At 37.6% G+C, this 13,464-nt stretch carries 17 protein-coding genes and 1 riboswitch; of the genes, 10 read left to right on the top strand and 7 right to left on the bottom strand.

Annotated features, from left to right (window positions below; all coding sequences use genetic code 11):
* The first annotated feature begins 47 nt into the window (after positions 1-47).
* Positions 48-293, top strand: coding sequence for a type B 50S ribosomal protein L31 (locus ACFX4R_RS16135; protein ID WP_013059552.1), 246 nt, complete (start codon positions 48-50; stop codon positions 291-293).
* Between the two features lie 29 nt (positions 294-322).
* Here ACFX4R_RS16135 and ACFX4R_RS16130 read toward each other — a convergent pair whose 3' ends face one another.
* Both ACFX4R_RS16130 and ACFX4R_RS16125 read right to left on the bottom strand, forming a co-directional pair.
* Positions 323-1,282: a metal ABC transporter substrate-binding protein gene (locus ACFX4R_RS16130; protein WP_043975882.1), complete on the bottom strand. Its 960-nt coding sequence runs from the start codon at positions 1,280-1,282 to the stop codon at positions 323-325.
* Positions 1,283-1,365: 83 nt separating this feature from the next.
* Entirely contained in the window at positions 1,366-2,553 is a 1,188-nt protein-coding gene (locus ACFX4R_RS16125; protein WP_162215043.1) for a GTP-binding protein, read from the bottom strand.
* 119 nt (positions 2,554-2,672) lie between these two features.
* Between ACFX4R_RS16125 and ACFX4R_RS16120 the strand changes: the two genes are divergently transcribed.
* On the top strand, positions 2,673-3,245 hold the full coding sequence (locus ACFX4R_RS16120; RefSeq protein WP_013085269.1) for a beta-class carbonic anhydrase: 573 nt from the start codon (positions 2,673-2,675) through the stop codon (positions 3,243-3,245).
* Positions 3,246-3,248: 3 nt separating this feature from the next.
* Here the strand turns inward: ACFX4R_RS16120 and yidD are convergent, their stop codons facing one another.
* Complete coding sequence (gene yidD, locus ACFX4R_RS16115; protein ID WP_013059548.1) at positions 3,249-3,476, bottom strand: membrane protein insertion efficiency factor YidD; 228 nt, start codon at positions 3,474-3,476, stop codon at positions 3,249-3,251.
* Between the two features lie 150 nt (positions 3,477-3,626).
* Between yidD and ACFX4R_RS16110 the strand changes: the two genes are divergently transcribed.
* The 5 genes from ACFX4R_RS16110 to ytkD all read left to right on the top strand — a co-directional run bounded on the left by ACFX4R_RS16110 (position 3,627) and on the right by ytkD (position 6,146).
* A complete protein-coding gene (locus ACFX4R_RS16110; RefSeq protein WP_013059547.1) occupies positions 3,627-4,100 on the top strand; it encodes an S-ribosylhomocysteine lyase in 474 nt (157 codons plus the stop codon).
* A gap of 128 nt (positions 4,101-4,228) precedes the next feature.
* Positions 4,229-4,669, top strand: a complete 441-nt coding sequence (locus ACFX4R_RS16105; protein ID WP_013085268.1) for a Dps family protein — start codon at positions 4,229-4,231, stop codon at positions 4,667-4,669.
* Positions 4,670-4,750: 81 nt separating this feature from the next.
* On the top strand, positions 4,751-5,176 hold the full coding sequence (locus ACFX4R_RS16100; protein WP_377569929.1) for a phage holin family protein: 426 nt from the start codon (positions 4,751-4,753) through the stop codon (positions 5,174-5,176).
* Positions 5,177-5,250: 74 nt separating this feature from the next.
* A complete protein-coding gene (locus ACFX4R_RS16095) occupies positions 5,251-5,571 on the top strand; it encodes a hypothetical protein (RefSeq protein WP_043975886.1) in 321 nt (106 codons plus the stop codon).
* A gap of 104 nt (positions 5,572-5,675) precedes the next feature.
* Positions 5,676-6,146, top strand: coding sequence for an RNA deprotection pyrophosphohydrolase (ytkD, locus tag ACFX4R_RS16090; protein ID WP_013059543.1), 471 nt, complete (start codon positions 5,676-5,678; stop codon positions 6,144-6,146).
* A gap of 46 nt (positions 6,147-6,192) precedes the next feature.
* Here the strand turns inward: ytkD and ACFX4R_RS16085 are convergent, their stop codons facing one another.
* Genes ACFX4R_RS16085 through ACFX4R_RS16075 form a run of 3 tightly spaced genes read right to left on the bottom strand, consistent with a single transcriptional unit; the run spans position 6,193 to position 8,756 of the window.
* Positions 6,193-6,999 (bottom strand): ABC transporter permease, encoded by an 807-nt coding sequence (locus ACFX4R_RS16085; protein WP_377569927.1) that lies wholly within the window; start codon positions 6,997-6,999, stop codon positions 6,193-6,195.
* Entirely contained in the window at positions 6,986-7,756 is a 771-nt protein-coding gene (locus ACFX4R_RS16080) for an ABC transporter ATP-binding protein (RefSeq protein WP_075419758.1), read from the bottom strand. Before ACFX4R_RS16080 ends, ACFX4R_RS16085 begins: the two co-directional genes overlap by 14 nt.
* A 1-nt stretch (position 7,757) precedes the next feature.
* The gene (locus tag ACFX4R_RS16075) at positions 7,758-8,756 is read right to left on the bottom strand and encodes an ABC transporter substrate-binding protein (protein ID WP_043975892.1); all 999 of its coding nucleotides are present in this window, start codon (positions 8,754-8,756) and stop codon (positions 7,758-7,760) included.
* Positions 8,757-8,928: 172 nt separating this feature from the next.
* Between ACFX4R_RS16075 and ACFX4R_RS16070 the strand changes: the two genes are divergently transcribed.
* Positions 8,929-9,711, top strand: coding sequence for an alpha/beta hydrolase family protein (locus ACFX4R_RS16070; RefSeq protein ID WP_043975893.1), 783 nt, complete (start codon positions 8,929-8,931; stop codon positions 9,709-9,711).
* Between the two features lie 54 nt (positions 9,712-9,765).
* Entirely contained in the window at positions 9,766-10,008 is a 243-nt protein-coding gene (locus ACFX4R_RS16065) for a DUF2584 domain-containing protein (protein WP_043975895.1), read from the top strand.
* A gap of 33 nt (positions 10,009-10,041) precedes the next feature.
* On the opposite strand, the gene pckA is transcribed toward ACFX4R_RS16065, so the two are convergent.
* Entirely contained in the window at positions 10,042-11,631 is a 1,590-nt protein-coding gene (gene pckA / locus ACFX4R_RS16060; RefSeq protein ID WP_043975897.1) for a phosphoenolpyruvate carboxykinase (ATP), read from the bottom strand.
* 374 nt (positions 11,632-12,005) lie between these two features.
* Positions 12,006-12,123: riboswitch (SAM riboswitch) on the top strand.
* A 132-nt stretch (positions 12,124-12,255) separates the two neighbouring features.
* Between pckA and metK the strand changes: the two genes are divergently transcribed.
* Positions 12,256-13,458 carry a methionine adenosyltransferase gene (gene metK / locus ACFX4R_RS16055; protein ID WP_013059536.1) on the top strand — a complete coding sequence of 401 codons (1,203 nt, stop codon included), beginning with the start codon at positions 12,256-12,258 and terminating at the stop codon, positions 13,456-13,458.
* Positions 13,459-13,464: the final 6 nt, after the last annotated feature.

Below are 13,464 nucleotides of genomic sequence, written 5' to 3'. Positions count from 1 at the left end.
CATTACGATTATAATGAGTATATATTGTTTTAAAGGAGAGATATTTAATGAAAACAAATATTCATCCAGACTATCGTAAAGTTGTATTTATGGATACAAATAGCGGAACATCATTTTTATCAGGATCTACAAAACAATCAAATGAGACCGTTCAATGGGAAGATGGCAACACATATCCGCTTTTAAAAGTTGAAATCAGTTCGGATACACATCCATTTTATACAGGAAAACAAAAATTTGCTGATAAAGGCGGCCGTGTAGAACGCTTTAAGCAAAAATATAAATTACAATAAAAAAACTAGCCGGGAGGCTAGTTTTTTTATTAATATAATGCTTTTTTCAACGTATCAATATTGTGTTGCATAATGGAGAAATAATCTTCTTTATTTTTAACATCGTTTTTTGTTAATGACTCTAAGTTATGAAGTGTTAAAGCTTGAGCTCCTACTTCATTTTTTACAAGCGTAGACACTTTAGGCTTTAAATTTTGGTCAAAGATAAAGTATTTGATATGGTCTTTTTTTGCTTGTTTTACGATGTTTTCTAATTGTTTCTGAGACGGCTCATTTGTAGGAGATAAACCCGCTACGCTAATTTGCTTTAAGCCGTATTGTTTTTCCCAGTAGCCATAGGCTGCATGTGATACTAAAATTTCTTTATGAGGTGCGTCGCCAATCGTTGTTTTTAACTCTTGGTCCACATCTTCAAGCTGAGTTTTTAACGATTGGAAGTTCTTTTCAAACTCTGCTTTTTTATCTGGTTTTAATTCAATAAGTTCGTCTTTAATATTTTCTGCTAATTGAATAGCTAAAACAGGATCAAGCCAAACGTGAGGGTCTGTATCTCCGTGGTTATGCTCTTCTTCATGGGCATGTTCGTTTTCGTGGGCATGCTCATCTTCAGAACTCTTTGCTAATTTAATTCCTTTTGCAGCTTCTACTAAAGCTACATCTTCATTTTTAAGTGTAGACTGTGCTTTATCTGCAAAACCTTCAAGCCCAATTCCTGAGTAAACAAATGCGTCCGCGTTGGCGATTTTGACCATTGTTTTTGTTGTAGGCTCAAATGAGTGCGCATCTACACCGGTTGGTAAAATGCTTTTAGCTTCTACATATTTTCCACCGATTTTTTCAGTAAAGTCCTGTAAAGGGTAGATTGTTGTATAAACTTCTAATTTTTTGTTTTTATTATCAGATGCGTTATTTGCACTGCTTGAACTGCACCCCGCAAGAGCTGTTCCAATTCCTAATGCAAGCACCATTAAAAGTGGTTTGAATTTCATTATGTTGCTCCTTCCGTTCGTATCGTAACCATTTATGACCTATGTTATTATATCGTAATTATTACGATTTGAAAACTAAAAATTTACGCACCTACTGTAAATTTAGGAAGGGGATCTTTGAGAGTAGCCCAATCTTGATTCATTTCCTCATTTGTCAGCAAACAGCGGTCTAAAGTTTCAATTATTTCAGCTTTGTTCATATCAATACCAATGAACACAAGCTCGTTAATACGATCTCCAAATTGTTCATCCCATTTTGCTCGTAATTCAGGCTCTTCTTTTAAGGTTTGTTCTCTTTCTTCCGGTGCGTAAGCTGCTATCCATTCACCCGCTGCTTGAATCATAATGGACGTACCGGCTTGAGAAAGAAGTCCTGCCATATTATTACGCGAAGCAAGCCAGAAAAATCCCTTTGCACGTACAATATCAACCGGCCAGTTCTCTAACCATTTCATAAAGCGTTCAGGATGAAGGGGACGATTCCTTCTGTATACAAAAGAAGAAATACCGAACTCTTCCGTTTCAGGCGTATGGTGCTCCTCATTTAATTCTTTCATCCATCCGGCTCCTTGACTAGCTTTTTCAAAGTCGAATAAGTCGGTATGAAGTATGGCTTCAAGGCTTACTTCACTATTAATTGTTTGGATAACAGTGGCTTCTGAGTTTAATTTGTGAAGAACAGCCTGCAGCTCATCTGCATCATCTTTTGTTAACAAATCAACTTTGTTTAACAAAATGACGTTTGCAAATTCAATTTGATCGATTAACAAATCAATCACTTCTCTTGTATCGTTTTCATCTGTTCCTTCTTTGCGGTCTAATAAGCTTTCGCCGGATGAAAAGTCTTCCCAAAAGCGATTGGCATCTACTACAGTGACCATCGTATCTAACGAACATTTCTGAGTTAAATCAATGCCCAGCTCTTCATCAATATAAGTAAATGTTTGAGCAACAGGGATAGGTTCGCTGATTCCGGAAGATTCAATGACAATATAATCAATATCACCATTGTCTGCTAGGCGTTCTACCTCTTTCATTAGATCGTCTCGAAGCGTACAGCAAATACAGCCATTTTGCATTTCAACAAGTTTTTCTTCTGTTCGAGAGAATCCTCCTTGTTTAACTAAGTCTGCATCAATATTTACTTCGCTCATGTCATTGACAATGACCGCGACTTTTAAACCTTCTTTATTTTTTAAAATATGGTTCAAAAGAGTTGTTTTACCTGAACCAAGGTATCCGCTTAAAACGGTAACGGGAATTTTTTTCACTGTTATAACCTACTTTCTTGTTTACAAATAATAATGATTACGATTTAACACTTTTCATCTTATAGGAAAAAGTATTATAATACAAGAAAGAATTTTTTTTATGAAGGAGAAGACAGCAGATGAGCTTATTACAAGATGTTTTAGAATTCAACCAAAAATTTGTAGAAGAAAAGAAGTATGAACTTTACGAAACAAGCAAATTCCCTGATAAAAAAATGGTTATTTTATCGTGTATGGACACAAGATTGGTAGAATTACTTCCACACGCTTTGAATTTGCGCAACGGAGACGTGAAAATTGTTAAAAACGCAGGAGCGCTTGTTTCACATCCATTTGGAAGTATTATGCGAAGCATTTTAGTAGCTGTGTACGAGCTTCAAGCAGATGAGGTATGTGTAATTGGTCACCACGACTGTGGAGCAGGTAAACTTCAGGCGGAACCTTTTTTAGAGAAAGTAAGAGCAAAAGGCATCTCAGATGAAGTGATTAATACCATTGAATATTCTATGGACTTGAAACAATGGTTAACGGGTTTTGATTCAGTAGAAGAGACTGTTCAGCATAGTGTAGAGACAATCCGTAATCATCCTCTATTTTCAAAAGATACTCCTGTACATGGACTAGTTATTGATCCAAATACAGGAAAGCTAGATGTTGTTGTAAATGGGTATGAAGCAATCGAAAACAACTAAAGCTTAGTGTGATTTTTTCTCAGGTACTTCATCGATGCCACCCGGATGGAACGGGTGGCATTTTAAAATTCGTTTTACAGTCAAATAAGATCCCTTTACGGCACCAAAGCGTTTAATGGATTCAACTCCGTACTGGGAGCAAGTAGGGTAAAACCGGCACCTTGCCGGAAGAAAAGGTGAAATTCCTTTTTGATATCCTTTTATAAGTAAAAGCAAAAGCTTTGCAATCATTTATTATCACGTTCTTTCTTTCGTGTTTGCTCATACTATAAGGGATAGAAGGAATAAAAAGCAACTAAAAGAAATAAAGGTTATTAAATGGATGAAATATATCGGAATTGCATGTTATGATAGGTGAAAGAAGAAAAAAGGAGTGGTATTATGCCATCAGTAGAAAGTTTTGAGCTAGATCATAATGCGGTTAAAGCACCTTACGTAAGACACTGCGGTGTTCACAAAGTGGGAAGCGACGGCGTTGTAAATAAATTTGATATTCGTTTTTGCCAGCCAAACAAACAAGCAATGAAGCCGGACGTTATTCATACGCTAGAGCATTTATTAGCTTTTAATATTCGTACTCATGTAGAAAAATACGATCACTTTGATATTATTGATATTTCGCCTATGGGATGTCAAACAGGGTACTACTTAGTAGTGAGCGGTGAGCCGACTGTACGTGAAATTATTGATTTGTTAGACGATACGTTAAAAGATGCAATTAACATTACTGAAATTCCAGCAGCAAACGAAAAGCAGTGCGGTCAAGCGAAACTTCACGATTTAGAAGGAGCAAAACGCTTGATGAAGTTCTGGCTAGAACAGGACAAAGAAGATTTAGAAAAAGTATTTGGCTAAAAATAAGATGAAGAAGTTTCTCTGAGTCTAAAGAAAGGGAAATGTCTCTTTTTATGAAAAAAATGTTTTAATCAACTAAAAAAGGGTACAACTATATTATACAAAGAGTTCACAAAGGAGCGAAAAACATGGCAGTAAATGTAAATGAAATCGTTAATAAACAAGTAGCGAATTTTAGTGTAATGTACATAAAACTTCATAACTTTCACTGGTACGTAAAAGGTGAACAATTCTTCACTCTTCATGAAAAGTTTGAAGAGCTGTATACGGAAACAGCTACAATTATTGATGACCTTGCAGAGCGCCTTTTAGCATTAGAAGGAAAACCTGTAGCGACAATGAAAGAATCGTTAGAACTTTCTTCTATTAAAGAAGCGGATGGAAGCGAAACGGCTAAAGACATGGTTGCTTCTTTAGTAAGCGATTTTGATACGCTAACTGCTGAATTAAAAGAAGGAATGGACGCAGCCGGTGAAGCGGGCGATGAAACAACAGGAGACATGCTGTTAGCCATTCATCAAAGCTTAGAAAAGCATACGTGGATGTTAAAATCATTCCTAGGCAAGTAATTAAAACCTGCGAGTAATCGCAGGTTTTTTTATGATAAGATGGACGAACACTTTTTTTTCACCGGCATATACTGTAGGGATATGACTGCTGAAAGGGTGAAAAAAGTGGATATGCAGAAGCTTTCTGTCTTGATAATCTCAAGTTTAGGTTCACTGGCTTTTTTTTTATTTGGAGAGTGGGACTATTTACTAATGGCTTTAGTAGCATTAGTGGCAATGGATTATTTGACAGGCACGATTGCAGCTTTTATAAATAAACGTTTATCTAGCAAAGTAGGTTTTAAAGGAATTGCGAAAAAGATTTTTATTTTTGCCATGATTGCTGTAGCAAACTTTATCGATTCCGTATTCTGGGAAAACGGTCATATTATTCGAGATGGAGCTATTTTGTTCTATATTTTAAACGAAATGATTTCAATTACAGAAAATGCAGGAATTGTAGGAATTCCAATTCCAGAGCAGTTAAAAAAAGCAATAGCGATTTTAAAAGACCGCTTTAAATCGTAGAGTGTATAAAAAAAGAATAAGATACAAATAAGAAAGATAAGTTGGCACTAGAAAGAAGGAGCTGAATATCTTTCATGACAAAAAAATATTATGTATCTCTGAGTTCAGGAGAAATCAATCAGTCAAATACTGCTTCAGATTGGAATTATGCGATTGAAGCAACAGATGAAGAAGTGGAGAAGCTGAGAACGTATTTAGATCAGCGTGCTTCAAGCGATTGGTCAAGCTTTTGGCGATCACATATTCCGTATCTGGAATATCATCATGATTCTCAAAATGATATGTACGATAAAACGACAGTTGAAATATATGCCATGCTTTATCAGCTGGGAGACGATGAAACAAAATCACATATCAAACAGATGAATATTTTATCTTCAGATAGAATGGAATAAGGGGTAAAAAGCAAAGAAAAAAAGTACGAGCATACTTTTCTTATCAGGTATGGCCGTAATGTATGATAAAATAAGGGAAAAATCAAATGGAGTTTGAGTCGACCATGTACACATTTAAGGATGCATATCATAATCAAGTATTTTTATCATTTGAAAAAAATCCATTCTCGAAAACTCCACGTCATGTTTGGGTCGTATGCAGGTATGAAAATCAATGGTTGCTAACGAATCACTCAAAACGAGGTTTAGAATTTCCCGGAGGAAAACTAGAAGGCAATGAAGTACCAGAAGAAGCAGCGGTTCGAGAAGTATTTGAAGAAACAGGCGGAGAAGTCTCTTCTTTAACTTATATTGGGCAATATAAAGTAGTAAGTAAAGGAAAGACCATTATTAAAAACATTTATTTTGCTACTATTGGAAATGTAATTAAAAAAGAAGACTACATGGAAACGGATGGTCCCGTAATGATTGATGAACTACCTTCGGGCATTCAACAAGATGATGCATACAGCTTCATCATGAAAGATAATGTTTTACAATATGTAATGAAATATGTAAAGCGAACATTTTTGTAAAAGTATCCTATCAATGAAAATCCCCCCGTTTGTACGGGGGGATTTTTTATGAGCGTCGGATCAATTTCTTTTCTAAATAAGCAACACCTTGATACATAATCGTAGCGAAAATGGCAATTAATAATAAGCTGAGAAGAACAAGAGTAAAGTTGAAGACTTGGAAACCATAAATAATCATATATCCAAGCCCTTTCGAAGAAACTAAAAATTCTCCTACGATGACTCCTACCCAAGATAAGCCGACATTTACTTTAAATGTGGAAATAATAGCAGGCATGGAAGCTGGCAAAATTGCTTCTTTAAAACAGTGGGTTTTCGTTGCCCCAAAGCTTTTTAGTAATTTAATATAGTTTGGGTCAACTTCTTTAAATGCTGTGTAAACGACGATGGATGTAATAATAACGGATATAATCGCCCCCATCGTTAAGATTGAGAAAAACCCTGGACCGATCGCTACAATTAAAATAGGGCCCATCGCTACTTTTGGCATGGCGTTTAAAATAACGAGGTAAGGGTCTAATATATGTGCAAGCCTAGTTGAATACCAAAGGGCCGTTGCAAGTAAAATACCTAGCACTGTGCCTAAAATGAAGCCAAGAACTGTTTCAAATAACGTAAAACCAATATGTTCTGCCAGCGAGCCGTCGGCAAGTTTAATTAAAAATAAATGCCATACTTTAGTAGGAGAACTGAAGATTAAAGGGTCAATCCACTTTAAACGAGAAGCCAGTTCCCATAAGCTAAAAAAGGCTAAGAAAATTATCAGCTGCACGCTCAGTACTAATCGTTTTTCGACCCGAACCTTGCGAAGGTAGCTTTCATGAAGAGTATCTAGGGAGCTAGTAGGTTTCAAGTTGATCAAGCTCCTTCCATATATCCATAAATAAGTCGTTATAGACAGGGTGCTGTCGCGCTTCAAACGGAGAGAGGGTTCGTAAAATAGAAGGAACCGTAAATGTTTTTGCGATTTTCCCCGGCTTTGCTGAGAATAAAAAGATTCGGCTGCTCATGGCAATAGCTTCGCCGATATCGTGCGTGACCAAAACGGCCGTTTTTTGATAGGTCATCAGCGTTTTGGAGACAAGTTCTTCAAGCTTGAGTTTTGTTTGAAAATCAAGTGCTGAAAAAGGTTCATCTAAGAGTAAAATAGCGGGGTCAATGGCAAGTGTTCGGACTAAAGCGACACGTTGTCTCATGCCTCCGGATAACTGATGCGGATATAGGTCATCTACGCCCTGTAAACCAATTTCTTTTAGGAGTAACAGTGCGTTACTCTCTGTTTTATCTGTTAGCTGTCCGCGAATTTCAAGCCCAAGTAAAATATTTTCTTTAATGGTTTTCCACGGAAACAAATAATCTTGTTGAAGCATATAACCGATGTTTGGGACTGATGTTCCGATATTTTCACCGTCTATTGTGACAGAGCCGGACGTTGGTTCAATCAAGCCTGCAATAATCGATAGAAGCGTCGTTTTTCCACATCCGCTTGGGCCGAGAAAGGAAACAAATTCTCCTTCTTCAATAGACAAATTAATATGTTCAAGTGCAGTGGTAGCAGACTTTGTCGTAAGATACATATGCTGAACATCTTGAATGTGAAGTTTTGTCATATTACTCACTCATTGCATCTTTTGCGAATTTTGTGTTGACTAGCTTGTTGTGATCGATGTGTCTTGGAAGTTCTCCAGATTCATCCATTATTTTTTGCAAATGATCCCACTCTTTTTGATCTAATAAAGGGTTAGTTGCAAAAGATTTTTGGGATTTATAGCGGTCAATAACAGTTTTCAGCGTTTCTTTAGGAGTATCTTCGAAATACGGTGCAACCACTTCAGCAATTTCATCTGTGCTATGTGTATTCACCCATTTTTGTGCTTTGTAAATAGCTCGAGTAAATTTAGCTGCTGCTTCAGGGTTATCTTTTAAATAGCTTTCTTTGGCCATAAATGTTGTATAAGGAACTGTTCCTGATTCTTTTCCGAAGGAAGCAACGATATGTCCTTTTCCTTGTTTCTCTAAAATACTAGCCGTTGGCTCAAATAATTGAACGTAATCTCCAGTACCAGAAGCAAAAGCATTCGCAACGTTAGCAAAATCAATGTTTTGAACAAGTTTTACATCTTTTTTAGGATCAATATTATGCTGTTTCAACACATATTCCCCTACCATTTGCGGCATGCCGCCTTTACGTTGACCAAGAAACGTTTTGCCTTTAAGCTGATCCCATGAGAAGTGATCGACTTTTTTACGTGCTACTAGAAATGTTCCGTCGGTTTGGGTTAGTTGTGCAAAGTTGATGACGGGATCACTAGACCCCTGTGCATATACGTAGATTGAAGTTTCCGAGCCGACTAAGGCGACGTCGATGCCGTCAGATAAAAGTGACGTCATTGTCTTATCTCCGCCCCACGTTGTTTTTAAATCTACCTTTAGTCCTTCTTCTTCAAAAAAGCCTTTTGAAATAGCGACGTACTGGGGAGCATAAAAGATAGAACGAGTTACTTCGCCAACACGAACCGTTTGTACAGATGTTGTTTTGCCGCAGCTAATTAGTGGAATGAGTAAAATCATAATAGCAAGCAAAGAAAAAAGCCATTTGATTGGTTTCATAAAGCAAACCCCCTTAAAATAATAAAATATTTTATGATAATGTATGTAAAGAAGTGGAAGAAGGTGAGTGCCTATATAACTATGTGGAAAATCAAAGAACTATTAGTCAACAATTGAAAGTACACCTTAGCGGGAGAAAGCAGGCTAGTTATATAAAGAATGGAGGAAAAAAATGAAAGATGGAACAATTCTTCATAAACAGCGTTTCCCATCATCAAACCCTCGCGTGGCGCTGTGGGTGATTACATATGCATGTCAAGGACTTAAGATTAAAGGAATGCTCGCAGAGCCAAAAGAAAAAGGAATGTATGACGGCTTTTTATACTTAAGGGGAGGTATCAAGAACGTAGGAACGGTTCGTCCTGCTCGACTCATTCAATTTGCTTCTCAAGGTTTTATTGTGATGGCTCCGTTCTACAGGGGAAATCAAGGAGGCGAAGGAAACGAAGATTTTGCAGGAGATGATCGTTACGATGCTTTTGCTGCTTACGATTTACTGAAACAGCTCCCTAACGTCCACCATGACCGCATTCATATTTTTGGGTTTTCAAGAGGGGGAGTGATGGCTTTACTCACAGCTATTGAAAAAAACGACAGCCGCTCTCTTGTGTTATGGGGAGGCGTCACGGATATGGTGCTGACATATGAAGAAAGAGAAGATTTAAGAAGAATGATGAAGCGGGTGATTGGAGGAACTCCTTCTAAATATCCTGAAAGATACGAATGGAGGACCCCTTTGCATCGTGCTCATCTCGTCGAGCCGCCGGTCTTGCTTATTCATGGTTTAGAAGATAAAAACGTGTCGATTGATCATGCCTATCAGCTAGAATCTAAACTAAAGAAGGCCAATAAAAAAGTTACCAGCTGGTACTTCGAAAACTTTCCACATGCTTTTCCCCCAAAAGAAAACCGAGAAACGGTGAAGAAGTTAACGAAGTGGATGAAAGCACAATAAAAGATATGCTACGATAGAGAAAACAAGTAGAATAACAGTGAGGAGTGAGAAAAAATGGGGATGCCGCTAGAATTAAATACAATGATTGTGACAAAAGGCAACGAAAAGCGTGTAACGGATAACATTTTTCAAATTGAGAAAAAAGGATATCGCTTGTATCCGTTAGATATTCCATTAAACGTTCACAAAACGAAAAATGGAGAATGTATTGGAACTGCTGTTGTGCGTAAGGTAGAAATGGAGCAGGAAAAAACCATTATCACATATGAACTGACAAAATTACATTCGACTAACTAAAAAACGATCGTCTATAAGACGATCGTTTTTTAGTTAGACTCTAGGTCCGCCTAATGTTGAAATGTCAGATGCTACATCGTTAAAACGCTTGAAATTAGCTTTGAATTTAGCAGCAAGCTCAGTTGCCTTTTGGTTATAAGCTGTTGCATCGTTCCATGCTTTAGAAGGCTGAAGCACTTCATCAGGAACGCCCGGAACATGAGTTGGAATCGATAAACCAAAAATAGTATCTGTTACTGTTTCGGTATTAGCGAGTTCTCCTTCAAGGGCTGCTTGAACCATAGCTCGAGTGTAACTTAACTTCATTCGTTCGCCCACCCCGTATTCACCGCCGGTCCATCCAGTATTTACAAGGTAGACATTTACATTATGTTCATCGATTTTCTTTCCTAGCATTTCTGCATAAGTTGTTGGAGCAAGAGGTAAGAAAGGCTCACCAAAGCATGTAGAGAAAGTAGCCTGTGGCGATGTTACGCCGCGCTCTGTTCCAGCTAACTTACTAGTGTACCCGCTCAGAAAATGGTACATTGCTTGTTCTTTTGTAAGCTTGCTGATTGGAGGTAAGACACCGAAAGCATCAGCAGTTAAAAAGACAATAGCTGTAGGGTGCCCGGCAACGCTTGGCAATACCGTATTATCAATAGAGTCAATTGAATAAGCGGCACGAGTATTCTCTGTTAAACTATTATCATTGTAATCTGCTACTTTCGTATTTTGATTTAACACTACATTTTCCAGTACGGCGCCGAAGCGAATTGCATTGAAGATTTGCGGTTCTTTTTCTTCGGAAAGCTGAATGCACTTCGCGTAGCATCCTCCTTCAATATTAAATACACCAGAGCTTGACCAACCGTGCTCGTCATCTCCGATTAAACGACGGTTTGCATCAGCAGAAAGCGTTGTTTTACCCGTTCCAGATAAACCAAAGAATAATGCAACGTCACCTTCTTCTCCTACGTTAGCAGAACAGTGCATGGATAGAATATTGTTTTGAGGAAGTAAGAAGTTCATCACTGAGAAAATAGATTTTTTCATTTCACCAGCGTATTCAGTTCCTCCAATTAGCACAATGCGTCGCTCTAACGAAAGAATAATGAAGGTTTCAGAATTCGTCCCGTCTGTTTCAGGATCAGCTTTGAACGTTGGAGCTGCTACAATTGTAAACGGCTTCACATCATCATTTGTTTTTTGTTCGGCTGAAGGGCGAATGAATAACTGCTGAGCGAATAGGTTGTGCCATGCAAATTCATTAACTACTTGAATTGGTAACTGATACTTTTTATCAGCTCCAGCATATCCATTAAAAACAAAAAGTTCATCCTGCTTCTTTAAGTGGGTTAAGACTTTTTTGTATAGCGCATCGAATCGCTGAGCAGAAATTGGCTGATTGACAGGTCCCCATTCAACCGTTTTTGAAGACACAGCATCGCTTACAATAAATTTATCTAAAGGAGAGCGACCTGTATATTTTCCGGTTTCGACTGACACAGCACCTGTAGAAGTCAGCGTTCCTTCGCGTCGAGCTAGAATTTTTTCAACAAGTTGTGGAACAGATAATTGGTGTTTTGTTGTTTTTAATTGAAGCAAACCATTTAATTCGATAGACATATCAACAGTACTCATGTGCACTACCTTCCTTTTTTAGCTATTATTTATTCATTAATGTTTGAAATTTATAATTAGTATAACACATTTATTTAATTATTCTATACTATTTAACTAAAAATGTTTGTGTATTATAAAAAAATGTACGTTATACCTATTTTAGACACATGTATATGTGCTAGGAGCGAAAAAAGTGAAGCTATTTTAAGTGAAAGCCTCATTTTGATCTGTCTTATTAACTAAACTTAGTGATGATTCTTAATAAGGTGTACTATTTCGGAATTTGAGTATGTTACATTAAAACAGATTCAAAAATAAAGAGATGATTTCCATTTGAATGTTGTTGACAGTGAAGCGCTTTTTCATGTATTATATGTCCTTGAACGGATACTCTCTTATCCCGAGCTGGTGGAGGGACAGGCCCTATGAAACCCAGCAACCATCGTCATTTTTTTGTGTAGACGATAAGGTGCTAACCTGATGCAAGGGCACAACCTTGATCGATAAGAGTGAAAGGCTTATGTAGAATTTGATACCTTTCCTCGATACAAGGAAAGGTTTTTTTATATTTTTTAACGTGTAATGAAAATAAGGGAATGAGTACCGTATCACAATGTATCGTATTTATAAGGAGGAAAACTGATGTCAACACAACGTCGTCTGTTCACGTCAGAATCTGTTACAGAGGGACATCCCGATAAAATTTGTGACCAAATTTCTGACTCAATTCTTGATGCTATCCTAGCAAAGGATCCAAATGCTCGTGTTGCTTGTGAAACAAGCGTAACAACTGGTTTAGTTTTAGTAAGTGGTGAAATTACAACTTCTACTTACGTGGATATTCCTAAAACAGTTCGTGAAACAATTAAAGGAATTGGCTATACTCGTGCAAAATACGGATTTGATGCTGAAACTTGTGCAGTATTAACATCTATCGACGAGCAGTCAGCTGATATCGCTGCTGGTGTAGACCAAGCGTTAGAAGCACGTGAAGGTCAAATGTCAGATGAAGAAATCGAAGCAATCGGAGCTGGAGACCAAGGCTTAATGTTTGGTTATGCATGTAACGAAACAAAAGAATTAATGCCTCTTCCAATTTCATTAGCTCATAAACTTGCTCGCCGTCTAACAGAAGTACGTAAAGAAGAAATTCTTCCTTACCTTCGCCCGGATGGTAAAACACAAGTAACAGTTGAATATGATGAAAACAACAAACCTGTTCGCATCGATACAATTGTTATTTCAACTCAGCATCATCCAGAAGTAACGTTAGAGCAAATTCAACGTAACTTAAAAGAATATGTTATTAATCCAGTTGTTCCAAACGAGTTAATTGATGAAAATACAAAGTATTTCATTAACCCAACAGGACGTTTCGTAATCGGCGGTCCTCAAGGAGATGCTGGTTTAACTGGTCGTAAAATTATCGTTGATACTTACGGCGGATATGCTCGTCATGGCGGCGGTGCATTCTCTGGTAAGGACGCAACAAAAGTAGACCGTTCAGCAGCTTATGCAGCTCGTTATGTTGCGAAAAACATTGTAGCAGCTGATCTTGCTGATAAATGTGAAGTACAACTAGCATATGCAATTGGTGTTGCACAACCAGTATCTATTTCAATTGATACATTCGGTACAGGAAAAGTTTCTGAAGAAGTACTAGTAGACGTAGTACGCAAAAACTTTGACCTACGTCCAGCGGGCATCATTAAAATGCTTGATTTACGTCGCCCAATTTATAAGCAAACAGCAGCTTACGGCCACTTTGGTCGTACGGACGTGGAGCTTCCTTGGGAGTTCACAGACAAAGCGGAAGCATTAAAAACTCAAGCTTTAGCTAAATAATAAAAA

The organism is Priestia sp. YIM B13490, assembly GCF_042787735.1.
GTDB lineage: Bacteria > Bacillota > Bacilli > Bacillales > Bacillaceae_H > Priestia > Priestia megaterium.
This window is presented reverse-complemented; position numbering and strand designations above follow the sequence as displayed.

What these genes read in the sequence shown, in the direction of transcription:
- ACFX4R_RS16080 (WP_075419758.1), bottom strand. Translation starts at nt 7,756, where the DNA reads ATGACAAAACTTCACATTCAAGATGTTCAGCATATGTATCTTACGACA.
- ACFX4R_RS16110 (WP_013059547.1), top strand. Translation starts at nt 3,627, where the DNA reads ATGCCATCAGTAGAAAGTTTTGAGCTAGATCATAATGCGGTTAAAGCA.
- ACFX4R_RS16100 (WP_377569929.1), top strand. Translation starts at nt 4,751, where the DNA reads ATGACTGCTGAAAGGGTGAAAAAAGTGGATATGCAGAAGCTTTCTGTC.
- ACFX4R_RS16075 (WP_043975892.1), bottom strand. Translation starts at nt 8,756, where the DNA reads ATGAAACCAATCAAATGGCTTTTTTCTTTGCTTGCTATTATGATTTTA.
- metK (WP_013059536.1), top strand. Translation starts at nt 12,256, where the DNA reads ATGTCAACACAACGTCGTCTGTTCACGTCAGAATCTGTTACAGAGGGA.
- ACFX4R_RS16135 (WP_013059552.1), top strand. Translation starts at nt 48, where the DNA reads ATGAAAACAAATATTCATCCAGACTATCGTAAAGTTGTATTTATGGAT.
- ACFX4R_RS16130 (WP_043975882.1), bottom strand. Translation starts at nt 1,282, where the DNA reads ATGAAATTCAAACCACTTTTAATGGTGCTTGCATTAGGAATTGGAACA.
- ACFX4R_RS16105 (WP_013085268.1), top strand. Translation starts at nt 4,229, where the DNA reads ATGGCAGTAAATGTAAATGAAATCGTTAATAAACAAGTAGCGAATTTT.
- ytkD (WP_013059543.1), top strand. Translation starts at nt 5,676, where the DNA reads ATGTACACATTTAAGGATGCATATCATAATCAAGTATTTTTATCATTT.
- ACFX4R_RS16070 (WP_043975893.1), top strand. Translation starts at nt 8,929, where the DNA reads ATGAAAGATGGAACAATTCTTCATAAACAGCGTTTCCCATCATCAAAC.
- pckA (WP_043975897.1), bottom strand. Translation starts at nt 11,631, where the DNA reads ATGAGTACTGTTGATATGTCTATCGAATTAAATGGTTTGCTTCAATTA.
- ACFX4R_RS16120 (WP_013085269.1), top strand. Translation starts at nt 2,673, where the DNA reads ATGAGCTTATTACAAGATGTTTTAGAATTCAACCAAAAATTTGTAGAA.
- ACFX4R_RS16095 (WP_043975886.1), top strand. Translation starts at nt 5,251, where the DNA reads ATGACAAAAAAATATTATGTATCTCTGAGTTCAGGAGAAATCAATCAG.
- ACFX4R_RS16065 (WP_043975895.1), top strand. Translation starts at nt 9,766, where the DNA reads ATGGGGATGCCGCTAGAATTAAATACAATGATTGTGACAAAAGGCAAC.
- yidD (WP_013059548.1), bottom strand. Translation starts at nt 3,476, where the DNA reads ATGATTGCAAAGCTTTTGCTTTTACTTATAAAAGGATATCAAAAAGGA.